Genomic DNA, 21,608 nt, shown 5'->3' with positions numbered 1-21,608 from the left:
ATTCAATACATATTGCACCAGACCTTTCTTAATCATTTATTTAGATTTTTTTCCTTTTTAGAAACACGATCAACATAAGAGCTATGAACTTAATACGATTTTTTCCATTAAATGATTTTTAGCTCACGAAGAGCATAATCAATACCATCTTCTGTTGATTTCTTTGTTACAAAATTAGCGACATTTTTTAAAGCTTCACTACCATTACCCATTGCAATACCAAAGCCGACCTGCTCTAGCATGTCGATATCATTATCTCCATCCCCAAAAGCAAGTGCTTCTTCTGTACTCAAGTCGAAATATTCTAGTACAGCTTGAACAGCAATAGACTTAGAAATATCATGTTGCAAAATATTTGTAATGTAAGGATGCCACCTTTTAAATAATAAATGAGGAAATGTAGAGGTATACTTTTTCTCAATATCCTCATCAACATATAAACACATTAAATACACCTCTTGCGTTACAATATCTTCATTGATAACGGGAAACTCCCGCAAAGATAATGTTTCTTTCATAGCTTTTAATGTTTCTTCTTCTTGGACGTTATTCATTGATAATGTTTCTGTGAAAAACGATAGACTTTGTTTATTTTCATCAGCAAAAGCCTTCACTACTTGGACCACTTCTTTGGCGACCGGTATTTTATGTATGACTTGATCTTGGTGCTTAACATATGCACCATTAGCTGTAATAAACGTCTCTATTCCTACATTTCTTAAATCCTGGCACATTGATAAAGGTCTTCCTGTAGCAGCTACAATATGAATTCCTTTATCCTTTAATTGTTGAATAGCATTCCTTGTACTTTCTTGCATACGACCATCTTCATAATTAACAAGCGTTCCATCTACGTCAAAAAATACAATTTTATAATCCATTGTTCTCTCCTTTTCATTTTGTATATTTTCACCAAGTGCATTGGTGATAAATCTATAATTAAAAGGCTAATTTTCACTACAGGCAAGCGTTGTATGACTCCTCTTATTGGTCAACATCCAATTCTACATTTTTCCAACTATTACAATTTTCATTTTACATTAAGAAACATCTTTATACCGAAATTAGTTATAGGTAATATTACATATGCAATAACTTTTTTAATTAAATATATGTACGTATTTTGACAAACTTAAAAGAATGTATAACTTGCTTTAACTACACCGATAAACACTATTACGGGTACATACCTAAATTTCAAAAAACTAAGAAAGTAATGAACATTTTTATTTTAATAATTCTAAAGGAGTATACCAAAGAACATAGAATTGTTAAAATAAGAGAAACTAAATTAAATATATTGAACGACATTGTCCTTCATATAAATAGAACAAAAGAAATATACCCACATCCATCTCACTACCTTCAGAGGTGAGAGTATTCTACATGAAATTATTATTTGGGTGGAAAGGAGTTGATTCTGATGGCATTTAACATTTACTACTATGAAAGTAGTGTGGATTGTAAGTTTTGTAAAAAGCATTTTACTACATATAAAGTACGCCCTAATCGATATAAAATTATCGAAGAACAAACAGACTTCATGCCAGTTTATGAGGGTTTAAACCCGTTATTATATGAGGTTGCCGTTTGTCCGCATTGTGGCTACGCTTACCACAAATCAATGACAAGAACGTATGGACCTTTCATGCTTCTTATAGATGAGCTTTACATTAAAGAGCTACAAAAACCAATGGATATTTGCAAAGAACGTACGATTGATGATGCCATTGTAAGCCTTAAATTAGCCTACCTTGTATCAAGAGCATCAATGGAAGAGTCACTTCTTATGGCCAATTTCGCACTAAAAATAGCATGGCTATATCGCTTAAAAGATGATCATGAATCGGAAATGCGCTACCTCTTTGCTGCAAGAGACTTTTACAGTAAATCTTTTGCATCCAATCAAGAGGGCGGTGAGAGAATTCAATATTTACATGCAGAATTAAGCCTTCGACTTGGAGATATTGCTGAGGCGAAAAAAGGATTCTCTCGATTAATTGCAGATCGACATGTTTCCAATAAATATCGAAAACTAGCACGAAATCGTTGGGAAAACTATAAATATGACGATCAACCTAACAACGTAAATGACAATATAGAAGAAGTCATCAATTAATATAAACAGGGAGAGTAATAAATATGCTGCTATTCACCAAAAGGATTGATGTGAGAGAAGAAGATATTTTTTCGGAATTACATCATTTTTTACTAAGAAAAAATAATCGCTATTTAACGAACGATGAGGTAGTTTCATTAACTGGGGTTTCATCAGACCTACTCTATAAATGGGTCAAAACAGGAAAATTAAAAAAATCGATTTTCCCTAATTTAGGTGCACCTTGTGAACGCTGTGGACAAATTACTCAGGCAAAAATCTGTGTTAGCTGCTCATCAACCATCGTTAGTACATTAAAACAAGAGGAAAAGGATCGTGCATGGTTCAATCAAATACAACGGAATCATCCTAGAGCTAGCACTTATCACTATAAATAAAATTACATCTCTACAGTGTACTTACACTTTGGAGATGTTTTTTTACCTTCCTCCGCTTAAATAATCCAAAATAATGACATTTGACCAAATTTAAATAAACTCCCCTTTTACTTTAAACTTCACTATCTATAATTGGTCTTAACATATAACGAAGGACTGATAGAGAGTGACAAAAGGTAAGTAACGTAAGGTCTTATTATCATTAAGTATCGCACTAACAAGCTTTGTAGCGTTCAACGGAGTTTCAAATGCATCCGCAGCAGTTCCAGCGATAGAAGAACGCTTAGCTTTAGATTCTTCTGATTGATAAAGTAAGTAAGCCGAATTATATAAGGTAAAACTTTAATCAGTGGGGGTCTCTTCATCCCCACTGATTATTAGTCTTTACCATTCGAGTTTTTACGGGCAGTCCTTTCTTACTTTTGAGGTGAGGTTTGCACCTGACGCTTCACTTTCGGTAAAGTAAATTACTGCACATTAATACAGGATTAAATAATATTATTAAAATAGCAAACTAGTTTGCTACTTTTCATTTAAATTCAAGTATCCATCGAAATAGTATCCCATTCTTCATTACGATGCCCTATCAACCAGAACAACCCCCTACGTCTTTCCATAACGATACTTTCATTCATCCCCGCAGGAGCTGGTCGTTCTTGTATACGACTATCTACGCAAGCCCAATGATATCTGTAGATTTTGTCGGCTTCATCCAAAATATCTTCCTGACTACGAATGCCCGCTTGAAGATAAAATTGTTCAAATGTTTCACAGTTAGAAACAACTTGAATGGCATACTCGCAATCGCATACTTCATCAGGAAAATCAAGCTCTTCAACAAAGCCAAGTGCCCAAATAAGCGTCCAATAAGCCTCGTATTGCCATGAAATATTAATGGCTTCTTGCACATCTGGTTCTGAAGCTTGTAAAAAGTCTCTTTCATTTTCAGTTAGATAGTTTTCCACTTTATATGTGCGTAACATATTAACGAAAAAGTCCCGCGACTCTTCCACATTTCCGCCTTGTGCCACATCACAAGCAAATTGAATAACAATTAACAGAGCTACAGCTCTTCTAGCAATGTCTTCTTGGGTTTTAAACTGACAATCCTCAATTGGTGGGAGCTGAGGGAGTGAAGCTGTATATGGAATAACTCTTTCCTTTAAATAAGCTATCGTGTTATTTTTTCTTTGCTCCCCTTCTTCTGATGACACCTCTTGTCCCATTACTTTGTGTGTACACGCTTGAGGTCTGAAATTGGACGGTCCTGATTGCCCGTCAGGATAAACAATAACGGCCCCTTCATCGTCTAACAAAGTGCCATTCGGTAAAAAGCCAATCCCCCCTATTTTTGATAGCAGGTCCGTAAATAACAGCAACTGGTCTTCATTTATTTCTTTTTCTGATTCGATCGCAATCACTGTATTTAAAACGGATATTTGAGTCAACACTAATTCTTTTAACGGATCTTCTTCAAAAGGAATGTTATTGTAATACCCCATCATCCCAGGAATATTATTAACGAAGTATTCTGGATTCGTATCTTCAGACATGACTCTAATGATTAATTTATGTTTTTTAAACAGCGCCTTGGACTTTAATAAATACTCGTTTTCATTTTTACCAATAGCAAAACCTTTTGCAAAAACATCTGTAATTTTAAACTCAATATCATCAATGTTGTTCTTAGATGCAAATATTGTGAAATAGTTCATTCTTCTCTCCCCTTTTATTCACCAACTATTTTTTGTACCTAGAGTGCATACTACTGATCAACAACCCTTTTTAATTTCTATCATAATTTTCGTTACATAATCCTCTTCACGATTTTTAATAACGGCGTCATAAATATATTCCTCATATACGTATTTCCCTAGTTCAAAGCCCCTTTCTCGCATGACCTTAAATAATCGCTCATATGATTCACCCAATGTAGTGGACGTCCCTACATGGTATCCAACAATAAAATCCCCTTCAATCGCTTCGAAATAAGGATGGCCCTCTCGTGGATTCGGCTGCTCTATATACAAGTAACTATAGTTATCATAATTTCCGGCTAATATTTGCTCTCTTCTTGTAATCCCTCCAATGGGATAACCTGTGTCTAATTGCGAGCGATCTAATTCATCAATAAAGTCTGAAACAGCCTTCGTAAACTGTTCTTCCGTCGAGTCCTCGATATTTTTGCTTAAATACAACGTTGCCTCTGGCAGATGTTCAATCGTAATACTATCAAAATCAAGGTGTAAGGCTTCTTTTGTTAAATCGATTTTGACATCAATAATGCTTTCAATCATCTCCAGCTCATGGCGTTTTTTTGCTACAATTTCCTTTTGCTGATACATTAAGTCTAAAAAATTTTCAGGTGATTTTTCTGCCATATATTTTTGAATATCTTTTAAAGACATGCCGACCGCCTTTAATAGCTCGATTACACTAAAAAATTCATATTGTGCAACAGAATAATAACGGTAGTCTTTACCATCTTTCATAATTGGTGATAATAAACCAATTTGGTCGTAGTAAATTAACGTTTGTTTATTGACCTTACAAATTTTAGCAAACTCACCAGTTGTAAAATATTTTACATTTTTATTAAACATTTTTAAGTTTCCCTCCTTGACTATATAGTAACTATATACATTAGATTGTAGCTATTCACAATTAATTATGCCACTGCATAATTGAGTCCGGAGTCGGTTTGTGATTGCATAAAGATCCCTTTCCGATTTCCGTGACATCTGCTGAAAGAAATTAAAAATAGAAAGGTTTTGACATTATGTTCACGGAAATTCGTGACATTACAGCTTTAAACAAAGAGGAAGTATTAGCATTACGCATTGCTGATAATCAGCAAGATTTTATTGAAAGTACACAACAATGCTTAGCGGAGGCAAAAGCAGATAAACGCTTTATCCCCGTAGGATTATATAAGGAAAATAATGCAGTCGGCTTCGCTATGTATGGCGTGTTCCCAGAAAAGGACAATTCACAACGTGTTTGGTTAGATCGCTATTTCATTGATGAGCGCTACCAACACAAAGGATTGGGAAAATACTTTATACAGCAGCTTATTCAATATTTAGTAGCTAAATACAGCTGTCAAAATATATATTTAAGCGTTTATGACAACAATACAGTAGCTATTCAGTTATATAAAAAGTTTGGCTTCGTCTTTAACGGTGAGCTAGATACTAAAGGTGAAAAGGTGATGGTAAAGGAGGTACATGCTGATGACTACCATTAATCCAATTGAAACAAGGCCTCTTAGGCCCTTGTTTTTATCATACTTATTCCCGGCTATGGTTGGTATGTTGCTGATGTCAGTCAATATTTTAGTGGATGGTATTTTCGTTAGTCACGGAGTTGGACCAGCCGCTTTAGCAGGTGTAAATATCGCCGTACCAATTTTCTCGATTTTACTATCCATTTCCCTTTGGATTGGTATGGGTGGAGCAACACTATTTTCAATTTCCCTCGGTGAGGGTAATAAAAAACGAGCGCATCAGCTCTTTACATTAGCATTTACAACAATGATCGTTGTCGTCATGACACTGATTCTATTCCTTTTATTAAATTTAAAGGAAATCTCCTATATATTCGGGGCAAGTGACGCCACCTTCCCTTATGTTCAAGAGTATCTACATGTTATTTTGATTTTCGGTGTGTTCTATACAATTGAAAACTTACTAAGTATTTTTATTCGAAATGATGGCAATCCAAAGCTTGCGATGATGGGCTTAGTCACTACATCAGTGTTAAACATTATTTTAAACTACATCTTTATTTTCGTACTCAATTACGGCGTAACTGGCTGTGCCCTAGCTACAGCAATCTCCACAATAATCGGTATGTCGGTGCTATGCCTACACTTCTTCCGAAAGCAATCCGAATTAAAATTTGTCCGTACATTTTTCAGCATATCTGATTTAAAGAAAATATTCGCTATTGGGCTACCAAGCTTTATCGTTGAAGCCTCCGTCGCTGTAATGGTTATTTTATACAATGTTACATTTTTACATTATTTAGGCTCAGAAGGCGTTACTGCTTATGCAATGGTTAACTATATTCATACTGTACTGTTAACAGTATTCCTTGGCATCGGTATGGCTCTACAGCCACTAGTTAGTTATCACCACGGTGCGAAGTTGATTGACCGATTAACAGCATTATTGAAAATAGGTATTGCCACTGCAATTATTATAGGTTTAACGACTGTCATTATTGCTACGTTATTCCCTTCTCAGCTAATTGCATTATTTGGTGATAGCACATTTGACATTCGCAATATGGCTACACAAGGCTTTGTACATTTTGCAATCGGGTATGTATTCCTTGGAGTGAACATGGTATTTGCAGAATTCTTCCAGTCAATTGAAAAAATACGTCTTGCAACAACCATCATGTTACTTCGCAGTATTCTATTATTTATCCCTGCTCTCGTACTATTGCCTAAACTCCTTGGCCCACAAGCTATTTGGTGGACATTCCCTGTCGCAGAAGGTATTACCGCATTGCTAATTTTTATATTTATGAAGAAAAAAAAGCATACCATTTTTTCGAAAGCAAGTTCCTTAAAGGCACAATAAATGAAGTTAACCCCCTTTCAATCGACAGGGGGTTAGCTTATTAATGTTTCTCTTTCACTTTAATGAGGACAAATTCAAAAGGGACCTTGAATTGTTCCCTTTTCTTTATTATTCATGTAAATATTTGATGACAGCCATTTCTTTACCAAAGCGATCACCATAATCTTCAAATCCCAAACTTGAATATAAATTATGCGCACCTTTATTTTCTGGGTGGTAACCTACTATAACTTTTTGCGCATTTGGTAATTTAGCTATTTCTGAAATCATTAGCTTAGTAGCCGCTTTCCCTATACCCTTACCTTGAAAATGCTTATCTATCATAATTCGATAAATCCAATAGCCATCAAGCTCTTCTTTAACAGAATTAAACATTAAAAAACCTACTACTTTCTCTTCAAAATAAATAACGTATGGTTTTAATGTCGGCTCAAACTTTGCTTGCACTATTGAAATAGCGTTTGGTTCAATATAATTTCTTTGTTCTTTTGATATTTCTAATAGACAACACTCATACCAATTCTCGGCATTAACTTCTACAATCTTCACTGAATTCTTATTCATATTTTTCCCCTTCCGAAATCAGGGAAAACGCTTTATATCTTTATTAGTTTAGCGTTATCCCCCAGTATTTAAAGATAAAAAAAGTTTTGTTTGTCATAATGACCGCCCCCTTTAACAAAGATTTATTTTTATATCATATCATATTTTACCATTTACTATCACAGTTACCATAATGTGTGGTTAATGTCTGTTCAGACTGAGCGCTTTCCTGTTAACGCTGGCGCGATACCACTAAAGCAAGGTTCAAGACTAATAGCTCTTTTTTAATTCCATATATTCATCACGTAAAATACTCATAATAATTTCATCTGAATACTTACCGTTCATATATAAGGATTGCCTTAAAGTTCCTTCCTTTTTGAAGCCTACCTTTTCGTACGATTTTATTCCCCGAATATTATGGGAGTATACTTGTAACTCTAAGCGATTAAGCTGAAGCTCCTCGAACGAAAATTGTTGAACAAGCTGAACCGCTTCAGCCCCATATCCCTTACCGCAATCTTCTATCCTATGTAAAGCTATGCGAAATATTGCCTTTTTATCGTCTAAGTCTATTTCCATAATAGCTAAATCACCAACAACTCGGCTATTTTCTACTAAGCAAATAGCAAAATCACAGCGTGTAGAATCTTCGCTAAATCGACTCAAAGCCTCTCTAATCTGATCCTTCGTTAAAATGTTACGTGTACCTGTCATATACATAATCTCTTCATCTTGAAAACACTCGTAGATACTATCTACATCTTCTTCAGTAATTGGTCTTAAAAATACACTTTGCCCTGTAATCATAAATTAACCTCCCCCTTTAACTATATTGAACAAGATCTCTAGCGGAAAGAATATGCCTAGTTCGATTAAGAAACGTACAAGACATACAAAAAGCACTAGCAAATCAGGTGCTAGTGCTTAAACAAATTACTTTGTATATATAATTTTTTTAATCGTTTCTACAGCTAAATGATATTCCTTAGATAATTGTTCAATAGAAGCTCCATTTGTAAACGCTTCTTTTATAGACTTATTCCTATTCTCAATATATTTCTTTGAGCCTGAACGAGCACCCCACTCTAAATACGTGTTTTCTATTTTAGGAATATAAATCGTTTCACCTTGAACATATTTTTGGATTTCTATTAAAAGCTCTTTCGGTAATATAGCTGAAGCCTTCTTATAAGCCATTTATGCCAACCCCTCAATTTTATTTTGAAATGAATAAAATAAGGTAGCAAAGCTAATTTTATAAGAAATACTTCAAGGCAAATATTGAAATCTACCCCATGCAAAGTATTGCCATATCAAAATTAGGCTTTGCATGGGCTGCTTCCGTATCTAGCAACTTAACATAATTACTCACATCTATCCCCCAAAATTGTGTCATAGTTCATTTTATCATATGTATATATTTTCAATTAATAAAACAAAAAGGAATCAGACACACTGATTCCTTTTTGAACGAAACTTTATTCAATTTATTTGTCCACTTGTGCTTCCATTACTTTTTGCCGTATCCTCTGAGGACGTAACGCCCAGAATATCGAGAAGGAACATGAATAATGGAATACCAATAATTAATCCCCATACACCAAAGAAATGCTCCGAGAAGAGAATGACGATGAATGTATAGAAAATTGGAAGATTTGTCTTGGCAGACATCAGCTTTGGATTTAAGAAGTATGCCTCCATAGCATGTAGTACCATAACGATCACCAAAATATAAACAATGTACATTGGTCCACCGATACTATATGCAATTATAGTGAGAGGAATCAAGGACATGATGACCCCTGCAACTGGCACTAATCCTAATATAAAGAGCATAATCCCCAATGCAATTAAATGCGGGAAGCCCATAATGTATAAAGCAATAACAGATAAAACACAGTTGACAGCGGCAATAATGAACTGCGCCTCAATAACTTTACCGAATGAACGAATGAAGATCCTCGAGAAATAATGTAGTTCATCGTATAGATGGCTCATTTTACTATCTTTAAATTTCGCTGTAAAATCTATAATCCGCTTCTTCTCAAGTAAAATAAACAAGCTTAAAATTAGTGCGATGAATATGTGCAAAATAACTTTACCAATATTCGTAAGATTTTTTAGCGTGAGGTCTACACCCTGCTCTAAATATTTACCCAGTTCAATCTTCTCAAAGGTTGGAGCTAAATACCTTGCAATCTCGTTATCATCTGGATCGAGACTAAAGCTAGCAATGAGGTCAAAGAGCTGTGTAATTTGTTGGGTTACGACAGGCAAATACTTGTAGATAATTGCAACAATACCTGCGACAAGTAAAAGATAAAGGGTAACTGTCACAGCCTTCTCGTTCATTGGTGTGTATTTTCTAATCATTTTTGTTGTCTTCGTAGTCAGTTGATTCATCAAGTAAGTAATAATGAACGTGAGAAGAATAAGATTGATCATACTTCGCATCAAATATAGTGCAATAGCGATCCCAACAAGAATTATAAAACGTTTAAATCCGTGGCTTCGAAAGAAATTACTCATGTATTCACTCCTTCTACAAAACGGCTTCGCTGCCTTTACTGCCTGGGTTTCGCTATCAAATGAACATAAGCAATTAATAAATTGATGTAAAACATTTCGTATCATCCTTATGTATATGCCCCCTTCTTTGGATTATTATTCCCATCATCACTTAGAAAAAGACTTATTTGCATGCCGCTTTATAAGTCTTATAAGAAATAAATAAATCCATGGAGCGAAAAGAATTATATGTCTTATCAAATTGTAAATTAATGATCATACTTTTGTACTTTATTGAAAGCTGTATCAGCGTTATAAGCCTTAATTCTATTATTCTATTATAACCCTTTGAACACCATCATAGCTAATGTAACTACTTTTATGAAGTGAATCAATTATGTTCCGGCATAATTGCGTTCATTCCTATTAATCAAGAACAGATTTTGGTATTGCTCCTTAGTTTCAGTATGATATTCTTATTAAAATTTTAAACTGAAAATAATAGAAAAGATGGATTTTGTGAAAGTTCCATAAACCTCGAAGGATATTCATAACCAATTGCTCCTTATGAACATCAAGTTGCAGTATCGAGTCCCTAAAATATGTGGACAAGATGGGAATGTATCTGAAGAGCCATTAGCTCAAATGAAGTTAGAATAGAAATATCCGGAAGAGTCTTGAAAGTGCATATATGGAACTTCAAGATTTAACGAAGATAGTCTTTTTATTTGTTTGGGGAAATTAATATGGCACAAGAAAAGCAAAAAATTATAAACGGCTTTCTTGGCTATGCCTTCTGCGAAATCGACGCCTGGGCATATAAGGGAGTTTAACTTATACTATGTTGTGATTCACAAGGATGTGCGCCAGATCTGCATTAAATTTAGGTTTAAAAAAACACCTCTTTAGAACGAAAGAGGTGTTTTTCTCATTTATAGATTTTCATTATCAGAGCCCATTTTAGCATGCTTATATCCATAGCCTATGTAAATAACTAATCCTATCGCTAACCAAATCATAAAGCGCACTATAGTAAATAACGGTAGACTAAATATTAACACAATACATCCTCCAACCCCTATAGTTGCTACAAGCCATAACGCAGGTACTTTGAATATACGCGGTTGATCTGGTCGTGTATAACGAAGAACAACGACACTAACTGTTGTTAAAGCAAAAGCAGTTAAACCTCCGATGTTAGCAAATTCTGCTAATTCTCCGATTGATAAAAATCCTGATAAGAGAATACCTGTTCCAACTACAATTATAGTTGATAATACAGGTACTCCTGTTTTTTTATTTGTTTGTGCAATACGTTCTGGCAGTAGCCCATCACGACTCATTGCAAACAACACGCGCGTCGCACTAGTTGTATTTGCAATCATCGTAGCAAGCAATCCAAAAATAACCGATACTGCGATGATAGCACCTCCCCATTGAATACCAACAGATTGTAGTGCATACACTGTAGGATTTGGAACATCCAATTCAGGGAATGGTACAATACCTGTTAATACTAGCGCAACTAATGCATAAATAAGCGTTAATACACTCAGACCACCAATTAAAGCTTTTGGTATTGTTTTTTGTGGATTTTTTACTTCTTCCATAACAGTTGTTACACCATCAAATCCCGTAAAGGCAAAGAACACTAACGCCGCTCCCGCCATTACACCTGACCAGCCAAACGGTGTAAATGGTGTCCAGTTTATAGGGTTAACGTGAAAAGCCCCGATAGCAAGGAATAAAACAATCGCACCGACTTTTGCCATTGTAAATAGCATATTTGATCGACCAACATTTTTAATCCCGCTCATAGCAATCCAAGCTACAATAAGCCAACCAACCACAGCTGGTAGATTGACCACTCCACCATGAGCAATATCTTTTGTTAAGGCTCCCGGTAAGTGGATACCGACAGATTGTAAAAATGAATCGACGTAGCCACTCCAACCAACTGCGACCGTGCTAGAAATAACGATGAATTCCAGTAATAAGTCCCAACCGATCATCCAGGCAATAATTTCACCTAGTGCTATATAAGAATAGGTATAAGCGCTACCTGCAACGGGCGCCATCGCAGCGAATTCGACATAGGCTAATCCAACTGCAATTGTTACAAGACCCCCAATTAAGAAAGAAACAACGACACCTGGGCCTGCATGAAGAGCAGCTGTAGTTCCTGGTAGTACAAAAATTCCAGCTCCTATTGTAGCCCCTAGTACATACAGCAGTAACTGCAACGACCCTAATTCACGCTTTAGTTTAAAACGTTCAACTTCAGTTATTTTATTGGCTTGCTCAATTGACTTCCTTCGAAAAAAATTCGCCATAATAACCACTCCATTTCCAATAAACAGCTAACAAATATCATTTTTATGCATTTTTACTAATAATCAGTATATTATATATATTTTCAAATCCAGTCAACAATTAGATTATTATAGCAATTTATCTTTTACTAGAAAACGAGTTGATCGACACATTCTTTTATATCAAACTTTTGTAATACTATTTTACTGGAATTGTGACGTTAGCAGATGTCTCAACTTCCATATACGGTGTCTCTAAAATATGAATAATTGGTTTTCCCACATTCGTCTGATAGGATACTAGAAATTTATTTGGTCCAATTGCATGAGCATACTCTATGATTAGGCTTTCACCCGATTCCGACTTAACATCAAGAGATATTAGATTATTATTATAAGGGAAATCACTATCGACATAAAAAGACAGCGTAGCTTTCTGACCCTTATTTGTCACTTCTGTGATAACAAGATCCCCCATCTCACCTTGTGAAATTCGTTGCGGTAATGTATCAGCAAGTGGGACAATTAAATCTTTACGTTCCATATCAAACGAGGAGAAATAATAAGCTATCTTTATATCAGTAATATTTTTATTTAAAGGTTCTGTTAAGTACGTATAAGTTGTACTTTTGTCATCCCCACTTCCTGATTGGTGCAATACTTTCAGTGGAGCTCCGTTTTGGTCCATTATAGTAGCATTTAAAACCCCAGCCTCTTCGGAGAACAATTTATCCGAGGTAGCATCAAATTTCACCTTTATCTTTGTCGATGTTGTTGAAGCCTCCACACTTTCTACACCAAATGAGATGCCATTAACTTTCCCTGATTGACCAGATACTAATTTATGACTATCATTTTTTACTTTTTTTATAGGTGTAGAGAATACCCATTCCCCTTTTGTAGATCCTACTTGTAAAAATTTTAACGTTAAATCAAATTCATCGGGTAATTCTTCGTCGATAGGAAATTCCCATAAACCGCGAAATCCATCTTGATCTTCTAAAACCCGTAAACTTTCACCCGTATTGAGTTCTTTCCCATTAACATACAAAAAGCCTGGTGCGATATCCATATATTTTGGCATTGAAAAAATCACATTCAAACGTGCGCCATCATATACGATCTCCTCTACTGTAATGGCTATACCGTTACTAGTTACCGTTTTATTTAACTTCACCTTATTGTCATCAGAAAGCGCCGTTTGTAGCCCTTCATCCTGTTCTACGATATTATACATAAAGCCAAAAAGCGGCATATCTGCTAGCACATTTGCCATTTGAGGAGAGATAAAACCAGAACCTAAAATCAAAACTACACTTGCTACAATAGAAACAATTGCAGTTCTCCAACCTTTTTTGCTTTTTTTCATTTCTGAGCGCATTCCTTTTTCAATAGCTTGATCAAGTTTCTCTAATGGTACGTCAATGTTATTTATAGCTTCTTTAATATTGCTCTCCATAAAGTTCACCCTCCTTGTTTAGAAATTTTTTTAGCTGCTGAATGCCTCTATGCACATTTGTTTTGACTGTCCCCTCTGGACAACCTAATAAATCTGCAATTTCTTTTATTTGCAAATCTCGATAGTATCTCAATAAGATAACGGTTTTATATTTTTCCTCTAATTGTTCAATGGCTTGCAATAAATCTAGCTTTTCATCGTTAGTTAAACTTTGCTCGTGCTCCGGCTGTTGTTCAAGCAACGGAACAATCTTTTCATTTTTTCGTAGCATCTCTAATGCTGTATTAATTAAAATTCTCATTAGCCAAGTGGCAAAATACTGCTCTTCTTTCACTGTATGGATATTGGCATACGCCCTTGTTATTGTCTCCTGCACTACATCTAATGCATCGTTTTCATTTTTCATATAAATATAGGCCATCTTATATAGCTTTAATTTTTCTTCCTGTAACAGCTCTATAAACGCTTGGTCATTCCCCTTTTTCGCCTTTGACAATAATGACTTCACTTTCAATTTTTTTCACCATCCTTTCGTGTTTCTATATGTTAGATGTTGTAAATATGTAAATCGTTTCAATAAAATAACAAACATGGGCACAAAAATTCTCCTCTAGTAAGCATATCTAAAGGAGGATTAAGATAACTGCAGTCATTTCCCAACCTAGTAAATCAATAGTAAAGATGATATTGTACAAGCTATCTAGAAGCAAGGAGAGGACAAAATGGATTCCTATGAAGTATCAACATTAAAAAAAGGCCTTTTGATTTTAGATATATTACGTCAGAAGCATTCTCTTACATTAACTGAAATTATGGAAGAATTATCAATGAATAAGACGTCTGTTTTTCGCATGCTTTATACGCTAGAAAAAATGAATTATGTTCTTAAATATAATAAGTATTATCAATTAAATCCTCATATTTTTAGGGATGAGCACTTATATTGGCACAAAGATATCCAATGGACGTCTCTCGTAGCGCCATACCAATTAGCCCGCCAAGAAGAAATAACTACTTATATTGGTATTTTGGAGGATTGCGAGATGGTAATAAAAAATGTGATTAGTGAGCCTTTTGAACAGCCTGCTTTTCATGCGATCGATACTCGGACGCCTATGCATTCAAGCGCTCTAGGAAAAGTAGTATTAGCTCATCTGTCACCTAAAAAACAACAGGAACTATTAAATAGTATTGAACTTAACACCTTTACAACAAAAACCTTCTATGATTATGGTCTTTTGATTCCTCATTTACAGGTCATTAAAACTCAAGGATATGCTGTTGATAATGAAGAAACGAATGAAGGTAAATGTTGTATCGCCGTTCCCATTTATGTGAATGAAGAAGTCATCGGGGCAATTGCTTTCCACGGTTCAACGAATCAAATTAAGAAGACTGCCATTCGGTCGTATGCAAAAAAGTTAAGCGATGCAAGTCAGCAATTGACCGAAGAAATTCATTATCTTTTAGCATAATGTTAAGATCTTTAGTTGGTCATTTTTTGCAATTAAAATGCACTTGTTTCTATATATGAAACGACAACGATGCATGTTGGTTAAATATTCTTTTTTACTCTATTCTGATTACAGAACAACGAGGAGGTAGGACTATGAAATTTCATACTTTGAAAAAAACAAATATCAAGATTTCCGAAATTGGTCTTGGGACGAATGCTGTAGGTGGGCATAACTTATTTGAAAACTTAAATGAACAAGATGGGAAGGAACTAGTTTCAGCTGCACTTGACTTAGGGATAACTTTTATTGATACAGCAGACATTTACGGAAAAGGGCGTTCAGAAGAACTTGTTGGCGAAGTATTAAAAAATTACTCTAGGGATGAGTTCGTTTTAGCAACAAAAGGAGGTAGACATTGGTTTGAGGATGGTTCAGTAAAAACAGATAATCATCCGCAATATCTACGTGGGGCATTTGAAAATAGTTTGAAACGGCTACAAATGGATTACGTAGATCTATACTACCTACACTTCCCGGATAACGAAACTCCTCTTGCGGAGTCGATTGGTGAATTGTCACGCTTAAAAGAAGAAGGAAAGATCCGAGCAATAGGCATTTCAAACGTAACATTAGAACAGCTTATAGAAGCAAATGTGCATAATGATATTTCTGTCCTACAATCTCCTTACAATATGTTAAATCGTTCAGGAGAGCAGGATTTATTGCCATACTGTATAAAAAATGAAATTTCATTTATTCCTTACGGACCACTTGCATATGGCCTACTTGGCGGAAAGTATACAAAAGACTTTAAGCTAGGTAAAGGTGACTGGCGAACTTCAGACCCTTTATTCCAAGGCGAATTATTTGAACAAACATTAGTAAAAGTAGAAGCATTAAAAGGAATTGCAGAGGAAAAGCAAACGACATTACCAAATTTAGCACTTGCTTGGTTATTAGCTCAAGATGGCGTTGATGCAGTTATCCCAGGCGGGAAACATAAAAAACAAGTGGCCAACAATGTGAAAGCAACGGATGTCCTATTAACAAACGAAGATTTAGTGAATATAGAGCGTATTTTAAAATAATTTTAGAACGAAAAAATGCGAAAATGCTGTTATACCAACATTTTCGCATTTTATTTTAATCAGGACGTTCTATCTCAAATATATCTCCAATTTTTGCGTAATTTGAGCCGGCAAGTCTGCTAACTGCTCTTAGTTTTCTTGGATCAATTCGTCCTTCATTATAAATGGTCTCATCTATATGATATTGTACGACTTCACCAATAAACAAATCACCTGTCTGTTCGTCTCCATTCATTAAAGGAATCGACTGTACTAAACGACATTCCATTCGAACTTTCGCCTCTTGAATACCTGGTATAGATATCAATTGGCTATCGATTAATGTAAATTGCGCTCGGTCAATCTCACTTTCAGTCACAGGTAAGGACGCGGCTGTTTCATTCACCTGCTTAACATTATCCTCATCTACAATATGCACAACAAATTGTTGCTGATGATGAATATGGCGAGCAGTATCTTTTAAGCGCTCATTTGGTCTTTGAACAGCTAGAGAAATCATCGGCGGATTGGAAGACACGATATTAAAAAAACTAAAAGGCGCGCCATTGATGACCCCTTGCTCTGACTTCGTCGTAACAAAGGCAATAGGTCTCGGAATAATACTGCCAATCAATAACTTATAATTCTCGCGCTCTGTATTTTCCTTAGGATCAATTGAAATCAAACGTCCCATCTCCTTTAATCAAGTGCACGCACTTCGATTGGAATTAATGTTCTTTCCAATTGTTCACGATGCTGTTCGTATTGAGATGGTAACATTAATTGGCTTCCCATTGTCTCAGGTGTCTCATCATGAGCGAATCCTGGTGGATCTGTCGCAATTTCAAATAAAATCTCACCGGGTTCACGGAAATAAATCGCATTAAAATAATTACGATCTTTCACTTCGGTTACATGTTGTCCATGATTCATTACGTGCTCTTGCCATTCTAGGTGATCCACATTATCCTGTGCTCTCCAGGCAATATGATGAACTGTTCCAACGCCCATTTGACCGCGCATACCAGGAACAACTTTTAAATCCACTGTATTGCCAATATCTGCGCTGGATTTGTAACGAGTATACTCGCCTTCTGCTGCTACTTTTTCAAGACCCATAACTTCAGTTAATACTTTTGCTGTCTCTTCTGGGTGACTTGAATACAGTGTTGCACCGCCAAATCCTTTAATGGCAACCTCAGGAGTTACTTCGCCAAATGTCCATTCATTCAATTCGCCTTCTGCACGTGCCACTAATTCAATATGAAGTCCGTGTGGATCATCAAATTGTAATACTTGTTCACCAAAGCGTTCAGCTTTTTGGAATGGAATAGTGAATTTCGCAAGACGATTAACCCAAAATGGTAGTGCTCCTTCTGGTACAACATAAGTAGTTACACCAACTTGGCCATCACCAATACGTCCTTGATAAGCATTTGCCCATGGAAAGAATGTAATAATTGTACCAGGTTTACCACCTTTGTTACCGAAGTAAAGATGGTATGTGCCAGGATCATCGAAGTTTACTGTTTGTTTAACTAAACGCAAGCCTAGTACACCAGCATAAAAATCAATATTTTCTTGTGGATGCCCTACAATAGCTGTGATATGGTGAATACCCGCAGTATGTTTTTTCATGTTAACAAGCCCCTTCATGACTAAATGTATTTTCTCACCTATACTTTACCCAATACCGTTCTACCTCAATCTTTGAACATGATTATTAACGAATTGTATATAAAGCTTTTGACCAAGGAATTAATTGATCTAACATTTGGTTAACAGAATCTGTTTGCACTTCTTTTGGTTTAAAATCAGTACCATTTTCAAAGTCTGTGAATAGTGACAATGCTGGGTGTACACGTACATCTGCAATTAAAAGTTCACCCATAATACCACGTAAATGTTCAGCTGCTCGTGCACCACCTACAGAGCCATAAGAAACAATACCTGCAGCTTTGTTGTTCCATTCTTCACGTAAATAATCTAGTGCATTTTTTAGAGCACCCGTAATAGAGTGATTGTACTCTTGTACGATGAATACAAATCCATCTTGTTTTGCAATAATTTCTGACCAAGCTTGTGCACCTGAAGCATCTTGCCCTGGCTCACCTAGTAAAGGTAATTTGTAATCTGCAATATCAATAACTGTATAATTAGCATCTCCTCGTTGATCTGCGATTTCTTTTACCCATTGTGCTACTTGCGGACTTACACGACCTTCACGTGTTGATCCGATAATAATTCCGATATTTAATTCTGCCATTGTTTTTTCCTCCTCTTTTTTTGAAGCAAATAATTTATTTAAAAAACCCATTATGATTACCTCCTTATGCTGTAAAACGTTAAATTTTACTTTTTACACGGATTAAAAGGTTCGAATTCGTTTATCTTGAATTAAGTTATCTTGAATTCGAGATAATAATAACACGATGGGTTAATTTACGTCAACATGTTTGTATATAAAAAAAGCTAAGGAATAAATCTAGAATAATGCGTATCAATAAGCAAAAGTTGATTTTCACTCCGAGTTGGCGCTTTCCGCGGGCTTGGCTTCAATCTCCTCGTCACTCCGTTCCTGCGGGGCTTTCCGCCCAAGCTCATCCCGCAGGAGTCGCCACTCTCCGTGAAAAATCAACAGCTCCTCACGAATAGACAAGCTGACCTAAAATAGTAATATATCTATAATTAACATGATAAGAATATCCATCCTAAATAGGTTTGTTTACTTTTCACCCAATATAAGTCTCTTCTTTCTCATCATCCTTTTCAACCTATACTTTATTTTAAAAAGGTACATCATCCATCTTAATAGGAGTTGTTCTACCTAAAATCCAATCATCTTTTATTGCACCATATAGGATACTATCAGTTATAGTCCCATCTGCATTTTCCCAGGCATTTCTTAAATAGCCCTCTTTCACAAAGCCAGCTTTCGTAAAGCATTTTCTCATACCGATATTATCGACTCTCGTATATCCCTCGATACGAATCTTACCTTTTTCTCCAAACAGATAGTCTTGTAACCAAAGGAGTGTTTTTACTCCGTATCCTTTTCCTCTATAACGTGTACTTAAACGGATATCGAATAAAGGGATTGTATCTTTTATGTCATGAATTATAATAATCCCGACCTTTTCTTCATTATCAATGATCCAATACGTCTCGCGATCGCTGTAATAGTATCCTTCTGCATACCCTTTTCGAACGGATTCCTCTTTCACATTTTGTTCAGTATGATAAATCCACTTGTTTTGAGTTAATAACTCCACTAAATCTTCAATTTCATCTTCGAATAGTTTATATTCCATTCTTATTACCCTCCATTGCATAAAATTGGACTCATCATTATAGCGTAGAGTTGGATTAAGTAGATACGTTACTTTTAAATTCTATTGTTCTTCGAATAGTATTCACAACAAATATCATATACTTTAAAGAAGTGTATATTTTTGGCTATTCATCAAAAGTCAGGGACGGTATTTGTTAAAATGTATATCATGCATATAAGTTGATTTTCGTTACGGCTGGGTGACTCCTTGGGAATCAGCGGTAGAGGAACGGAAATCAACCACACGTTTTGGTGATGGGCTTTTGTTAAATTTACTTCATAGAATCAATTATGAAGGGAAAATTTTTTGGAGGAAATGGGTGAAAACGACAATGAAAACAACCCCGCTATATAAAGCTATTTTAGTTTGTTTATTATTAATTCCATTCAATCTATTTCTATCAGTCTCACAAATCTCCGCTGCAGAACAAGACATTAAGAGTACTATAGACAATTATGTTGAAAACTTTTTGGAAGAGCAACGAATTCCAGGAGCATCTATTGCTATCGTTCATAAAAATAATATCTTTTACTCTAAATCGTGGGGTGTAACTGGAGAATCCGAAGAAAAAATAACTGCTGAAACTCCATTTGTAACCGGCTCTATCAGTAAGTCGTTAACTGGCTTAGCCATCATGAGATTGGTTGATGCAGGCACCATTCAATTAGATGATCCCGTTCAAAAGTATATGCCCTGGTTTACACTTAAAGATAAAAAGGCCGCTTCCCAAATAACGATTAAACATTTGCTTACCCAAACAAGTGGGATAAGCACTTATTCTGGCTTATCTATATCGGACAAAGAATCTAATGATTTGAGTGCTATAAAGGAAAATGTAGAAAGTTTATCGAATATTAAACTGACTGCTGCACCTGGAGAAAAGCATCAGTATAGTAATGCTAACTTTTCTATTCTTGGCGCTCTCATCGAAGAAGTGACTAATCAAACATTTTCTGAATATATGGAGGATCAAGTTTTTTCTCCATTAGGGATGAAAAATGCAGCCGCTAATAGTAGCATGGCCTATGAAAATGGATACTTATCTGGTTATCAATCATGGCTTGGTCACCCTGTCAAAAGTGCAGTCACCTATGATAATGGAGGTGCACCGTATGGATATATAACGGCAAGTGCAACAGACATGGTGCAGTATATTAAACTTCTTAGTCAACATAAGCAAAACAATTTTTTAAGTAAAAATGCGATGAACCTTTATATATCACCGTTTGTTCGAACTAGTAAATCTCGATATTACGGCCTTGGTGTACGAATCTCCTATCCTGAATCTAAAGAAGAAATGATATGGCATTCTGGTTCAAATCCTGACGCACGCTCAGAAGTATTTTATCTACCAGAAACCGATTGGGGCGGTGTGATTCTCACTAACAAAAGTCATATATTAGAGGAAAAGTCCCTTCTTTACTTAAAACAAGGGATTATCAATATTTTAAATGGGAAAGAGCCTGTTGACGCACCTAAATATAAACCAACATTACAAATCATAGCAATTGCTATAATCTGTTTACTTTTTGTGATGTTTATTTATCTTTTAATAAAGGTTAAAGCTAAAAACGTGAATAAAAGAGGCGTGTTGGTTATATTCGGTTTCATACTTTTAGTTTTAGCCATGATTTCAATTCCATTATTAAGCTATAGTATAGAAACACCTTGGCATACGATTAGATATTTTGCTCCTGATATTGCATTTTTGACTATAATGATGGTTACTCTTTTAACTTTGAACGGCTTATTTTCTATATATATTTCATTTAAACGACGACAAAAAAGACAACTTCTCTAAGTAGGAGTTGTCTTTTGTAGTTCTACTTGTATGATCGAGGA

General features: G+C 35.4%; 21 protein-coding genes. 7 read left to right on the top strand and 14 right to left on the bottom strand.

Going from position 1 to position 21,608, the window contains the following annotated elements; genetic code table 11:
- Positions 1-107: 107 nt before the first annotated feature.
- Positions 108-881, bottom strand: coding sequence for a Cof-type HAD-IIB family hydrolase (locus ACVYAD_RS09900; protein ID WP_349659445.1), 774 nt, complete (start codon positions 879-881; stop codon positions 108-110).
- 542 nt (positions 882-1,423) lie between these two features.
- Between ACVYAD_RS09900 and ACVYAD_RS09895 the strand changes: the two genes are divergently transcribed.
- Complete coding sequence (locus tag ACVYAD_RS09895; protein WP_349659446.1) at positions 1,424-2,119, top strand: DUF2225 domain-containing protein; 696 nt, start codon at positions 1,424-1,426, stop codon at positions 2,117-2,119.
- A gap of 23 nt (positions 2,120-2,142) precedes the next feature.
- Positions 2,143-2,496: a hypothetical protein gene (locus ACVYAD_RS09890; RefSeq protein WP_349659447.1), complete on the top strand. Its 354-nt coding sequence runs from the start codon at positions 2,143-2,145 to the stop codon at positions 2,494-2,496.
- Positions 2,497-3,035: 539 nt separating this feature from the next.
- On the opposite strand, the gene ACVYAD_RS09885 is transcribed toward ACVYAD_RS09890, so the two are convergent.
- A complete protein-coding gene (locus ACVYAD_RS09885; RefSeq protein ID WP_476426147.1) occupies positions 3,036-4,211 on the bottom strand; it encodes a DUF4272 domain-containing protein in 1,176 nt (391 codons plus the stop codon).
- Between the two features lie 57 nt (positions 4,212-4,268).
- Positions 4,269-5,099 (bottom strand): MerR family transcriptional regulator, encoded by an 831-nt coding sequence (locus ACVYAD_RS09880; protein ID WP_476426145.1) that lies wholly within the window; start codon positions 5,097-5,099, stop codon positions 4,269-4,271.
- A 176-nt stretch (positions 5,100-5,275) separates the two neighbouring features.
- On the opposite strand from ACVYAD_RS09880, the gene ACVYAD_RS09875 reads away from it, so the two are divergent.
- A complete protein-coding gene (locus ACVYAD_RS09875; protein WP_476426143.1) occupies positions 5,276-5,743 on the top strand; it encodes a GNAT family N-acetyltransferase in 468 nt (155 codons plus the stop codon).
- On the top strand, positions 5,730-7,085 hold the full coding sequence (locus ACVYAD_RS09870) for an MATE family efflux transporter (protein ID WP_476426141.1): 1,356 nt from the start codon (positions 5,730-5,732) through the stop codon (positions 7,083-7,085). The genes ACVYAD_RS09875 and ACVYAD_RS09870 overlap by 14 nt, the downstream gene beginning before the upstream one ends.
- Before the next feature lie 108 nt (positions 7,086-7,193).
- Here the strand turns inward: ACVYAD_RS09870 and ACVYAD_RS09865 are convergent, their stop codons facing one another.
- The 7 genes from ACVYAD_RS09865 to ACVYAD_RS09835 form a co-directional block, all read right to left on the bottom strand.
- The gene (locus tag ACVYAD_RS09865; protein ID WP_476426140.1) at positions 7,194-7,649 is read right to left on the bottom strand and encodes a GNAT family N-acetyltransferase; all 456 of its coding nucleotides are present in this window, start codon (positions 7,647-7,649) and stop codon (positions 7,194-7,196) included.
- 249 nt (positions 7,650-7,898) lie between these two features.
- The gene (locus tag ACVYAD_RS09860) at positions 7,899-8,438 is read right to left on the bottom strand and encodes a GNAT family N-acetyltransferase (protein WP_349659453.1); all 540 of its coding nucleotides are present in this window, start codon (positions 8,436-8,438) and stop codon (positions 7,899-7,901) included.
- Positions 8,439-8,564: 126 nt separating this feature from the next.
- Positions 8,565-8,828, bottom strand: coding sequence for a CD3324 family protein (locus ACVYAD_RS09855; RefSeq protein ID WP_386828608.1), 264 nt, complete (start codon positions 8,826-8,828; stop codon positions 8,565-8,567).
- 285 nt (positions 8,829-9,113) lie between these two features.
- Positions 9,114-10,160 (bottom strand): AI-2E family transporter, encoded by a 1,047-nt coding sequence (locus tag ACVYAD_RS09850; protein ID WP_349659455.1) that lies wholly within the window; start codon positions 10,158-10,160, stop codon positions 9,114-9,116.
- Between the two features lie 911 nt (positions 10,161-11,071).
- A complete protein-coding gene (locus tag ACVYAD_RS09845) occupies positions 11,072-12,472 on the bottom strand; it encodes an amino acid permease (RefSeq protein WP_349659456.1) in 1,401 nt (466 codons plus the stop codon).
- 178 nt (positions 12,473-12,650) lie between these two features.
- Positions 12,651-13,910, bottom strand: a complete 1,260-nt coding sequence (locus ACVYAD_RS09840) for a DUF4179 domain-containing protein (protein WP_476426137.1) — start codon at positions 13,908-13,910, stop codon at positions 12,651-12,653.
- Positions 13,894-14,418 carry a sigma-70 family RNA polymerase sigma factor gene (locus ACVYAD_RS09835; RefSeq protein WP_349659515.1) on the bottom strand — a complete coding sequence of 175 codons (525 nt, stop codon included), beginning with the start codon at positions 14,416-14,418 and terminating at the stop codon, positions 13,894-13,896. Before ACVYAD_RS09835 ends, ACVYAD_RS09840 begins: the two co-directional genes overlap by 17 nt.
- Before the next feature lie 214 nt (positions 14,419-14,632).
- Between ACVYAD_RS09835 and ACVYAD_RS09830 the strand changes: the two genes are divergently transcribed.
- Complete coding sequence (locus ACVYAD_RS09830) at positions 14,633-15,385, top strand: IclR family transcriptional regulator (RefSeq protein WP_476426135.1); 753 nt, start codon at positions 14,633-14,635, stop codon at positions 15,383-15,385.
- A 134-nt stretch (positions 15,386-15,519) separates the two neighbouring features.
- Entirely contained in the window at positions 15,520-16,455 is a 936-nt protein-coding gene (locus ACVYAD_RS09825) for an aldo/keto reductase (RefSeq protein ID WP_476426133.1), read from the top strand.
- 55 nt (positions 16,456-16,510) lie between these two features.
- Here ACVYAD_RS09825 and ACVYAD_RS09820 read toward each other — a convergent pair whose 3' ends face one another.
- The 4 genes from ACVYAD_RS09820 to ACVYAD_RS09805 form a co-directional block, all read right to left on the bottom strand.
- A complete protein-coding gene (locus ACVYAD_RS09820; protein WP_476426131.1) occupies positions 16,511-17,119 on the bottom strand; it encodes a flavin reductase family protein in 609 nt (202 codons plus the stop codon).
- A gap of 14 nt (positions 17,120-17,133) precedes the next feature.
- Entirely contained in the window at positions 17,134-18,072 is a 939-nt protein-coding gene (locus ACVYAD_RS09815; protein WP_476426130.1) for a ring-cleaving dioxygenase, read from the bottom strand.
- Between the two features lie 85 nt (positions 18,073-18,157).
- Complete coding sequence (locus tag ACVYAD_RS09810; protein WP_386828594.1) at positions 18,158-18,751, bottom strand: NADPH-dependent FMN reductase; 594 nt, start codon at positions 18,749-18,751, stop codon at positions 18,158-18,160.
- Between the two features lie 469 nt (positions 18,752-19,220).
- Positions 19,221-19,745 carry a GNAT family N-acetyltransferase gene (locus ACVYAD_RS09805; RefSeq protein WP_476426128.1) on the bottom strand — a complete coding sequence of 175 codons (525 nt, stop codon included), beginning with the start codon at positions 19,743-19,745 and terminating at the stop codon, positions 19,221-19,223.
- Positions 19,746-20,097: 352 nt separating this feature from the next.
- Here ACVYAD_RS09805 and ACVYAD_RS09800 point away from each other — a divergent pair, with 352 nt between their 5' ends.
- The gene (locus ACVYAD_RS09800; RefSeq protein WP_476426325.1) at positions 20,098-21,567 is read left to right on the top strand and encodes a serine hydrolase domain-containing protein; all 1,470 of its coding nucleotides are present in this window, start codon (positions 20,098-20,100) and stop codon (positions 21,565-21,567) included.
- The last annotated feature ends 41 nt before the right edge of the window (positions 21,568-21,608 follow it).

The sequence above is a fragment of the Lysinibacillus sp. G1-3 genome (genome assembly GCF_056322905.1).
Note: the sequence above shows the minus strand (reverse complement) of the source record. Positions and strands in the feature narration are given on the sequence as shown.

Coding starts and splice junctions, on each gene's coding strand:
- ACVYAD_RS09865 (WP_476426140.1), bottom strand. CDS start 7,649: ATGAATAAGAATTCAGTGAAGATTGTAGAAGTTAATGCCGAGAATTGG.
- ACVYAD_RS09900 (WP_349659445.1), bottom strand. CDS start 881: ATGGATTATAAAATTGTATTTTTTGACGTAGATGGAACGCTTGTTAAT.
- ACVYAD_RS09855 (WP_386828608.1), bottom strand. CDS start 8,828: ATGGCTTATAAGAAGGCTTCAGCTATATTACCGAAAGAGCTTTTAATA.
- ACVYAD_RS09810 (WP_386828594.1), bottom strand. CDS start 18,751: ATGGGTTTTTTAAATAAATTATTTGCTTCAAAAAAAGAGGAGGAAAAA.
- ACVYAD_RS09800 (WP_476426325.1), top strand. CDS start 20,098: ATGAAAACAACCCCGCTATATAAAGCTATTTTAGTTTGTTTATTATTA.
- ACVYAD_RS09825 (WP_476426133.1), top strand. CDS start 15,520: ATGAAATTTCATACTTTGAAAAAAACAAATATCAAGATTTCCGAAATT.
- ACVYAD_RS09860 (WP_349659453.1), bottom strand. CDS start 8,438: ATGATTACAGGGCAAAGTGTATTTTTAAGACCAATTACTGAAGAAGAT.
- ACVYAD_RS09815 (WP_476426130.1), bottom strand. CDS start 18,072: ATGAAAAAACATACTGCGGGTATTCACCATATCACAGCTATTGTAGGG.
- ACVYAD_RS09875 (WP_476426143.1), top strand. CDS start 5,276: ATGTTCACGGAAATTCGTGACATTACAGCTTTAAACAAAGAGGAAGTA.
- ACVYAD_RS09885 (WP_476426147.1), bottom strand. CDS start 4,211: ATGAACTATTTCACAATATTTGCATCTAAGAACAACATTGATGATATT.
- ACVYAD_RS09805 (WP_476426128.1), bottom strand. CDS start 19,745: ATGGAATATAAACTATTCGAAGATGAAATTGAAGATTTAGTGGAGTTA.
- ACVYAD_RS09845 (WP_349659456.1), bottom strand. CDS start 12,472: ATGGCGAATTTTTTTCGAAGGAAGTCAATTGAGCAAGCCAATAAAATA.
- ACVYAD_RS09895 (WP_349659446.1), top strand. CDS start 1,424: ATGGCATTTAACATTTACTACTATGAAAGTAGTGTGGATTGTAAGTTT.
- ACVYAD_RS09870 (WP_476426141.1), top strand. CDS start 5,730: ATGACTACCATTAATCCAATTGAAACAAGGCCTCTTAGGCCCTTGTTT.
- ACVYAD_RS09890 (WP_349659447.1), top strand. CDS start 2,143: ATGCTGCTATTCACCAAAAGGATTGATGTGAGAGAAGAAGATATTTTT.
- ACVYAD_RS09850 (WP_349659455.1), bottom strand. CDS start 10,160: ATGAGTAATTTCTTTCGAAGCCACGGATTTAAACGTTTTATAATTCTT.
- ACVYAD_RS09840 (WP_476426137.1), bottom strand. CDS start 13,910: ATGGAGAGCAATATTAAAGAAGCTATAAATAACATTGACGTACCATTA.
- ACVYAD_RS09880 (WP_476426145.1), bottom strand. CDS start 5,099: ATGTTTAATAAAAATGTAAAATATTTTACAACTGGTGAGTTTGCTAAA.
- ACVYAD_RS09830 (WP_476426135.1), top strand. CDS start 14,633: ATGGATTCCTATGAAGTATCAACATTAAAAAAAGGCCTTTTGATTTTA.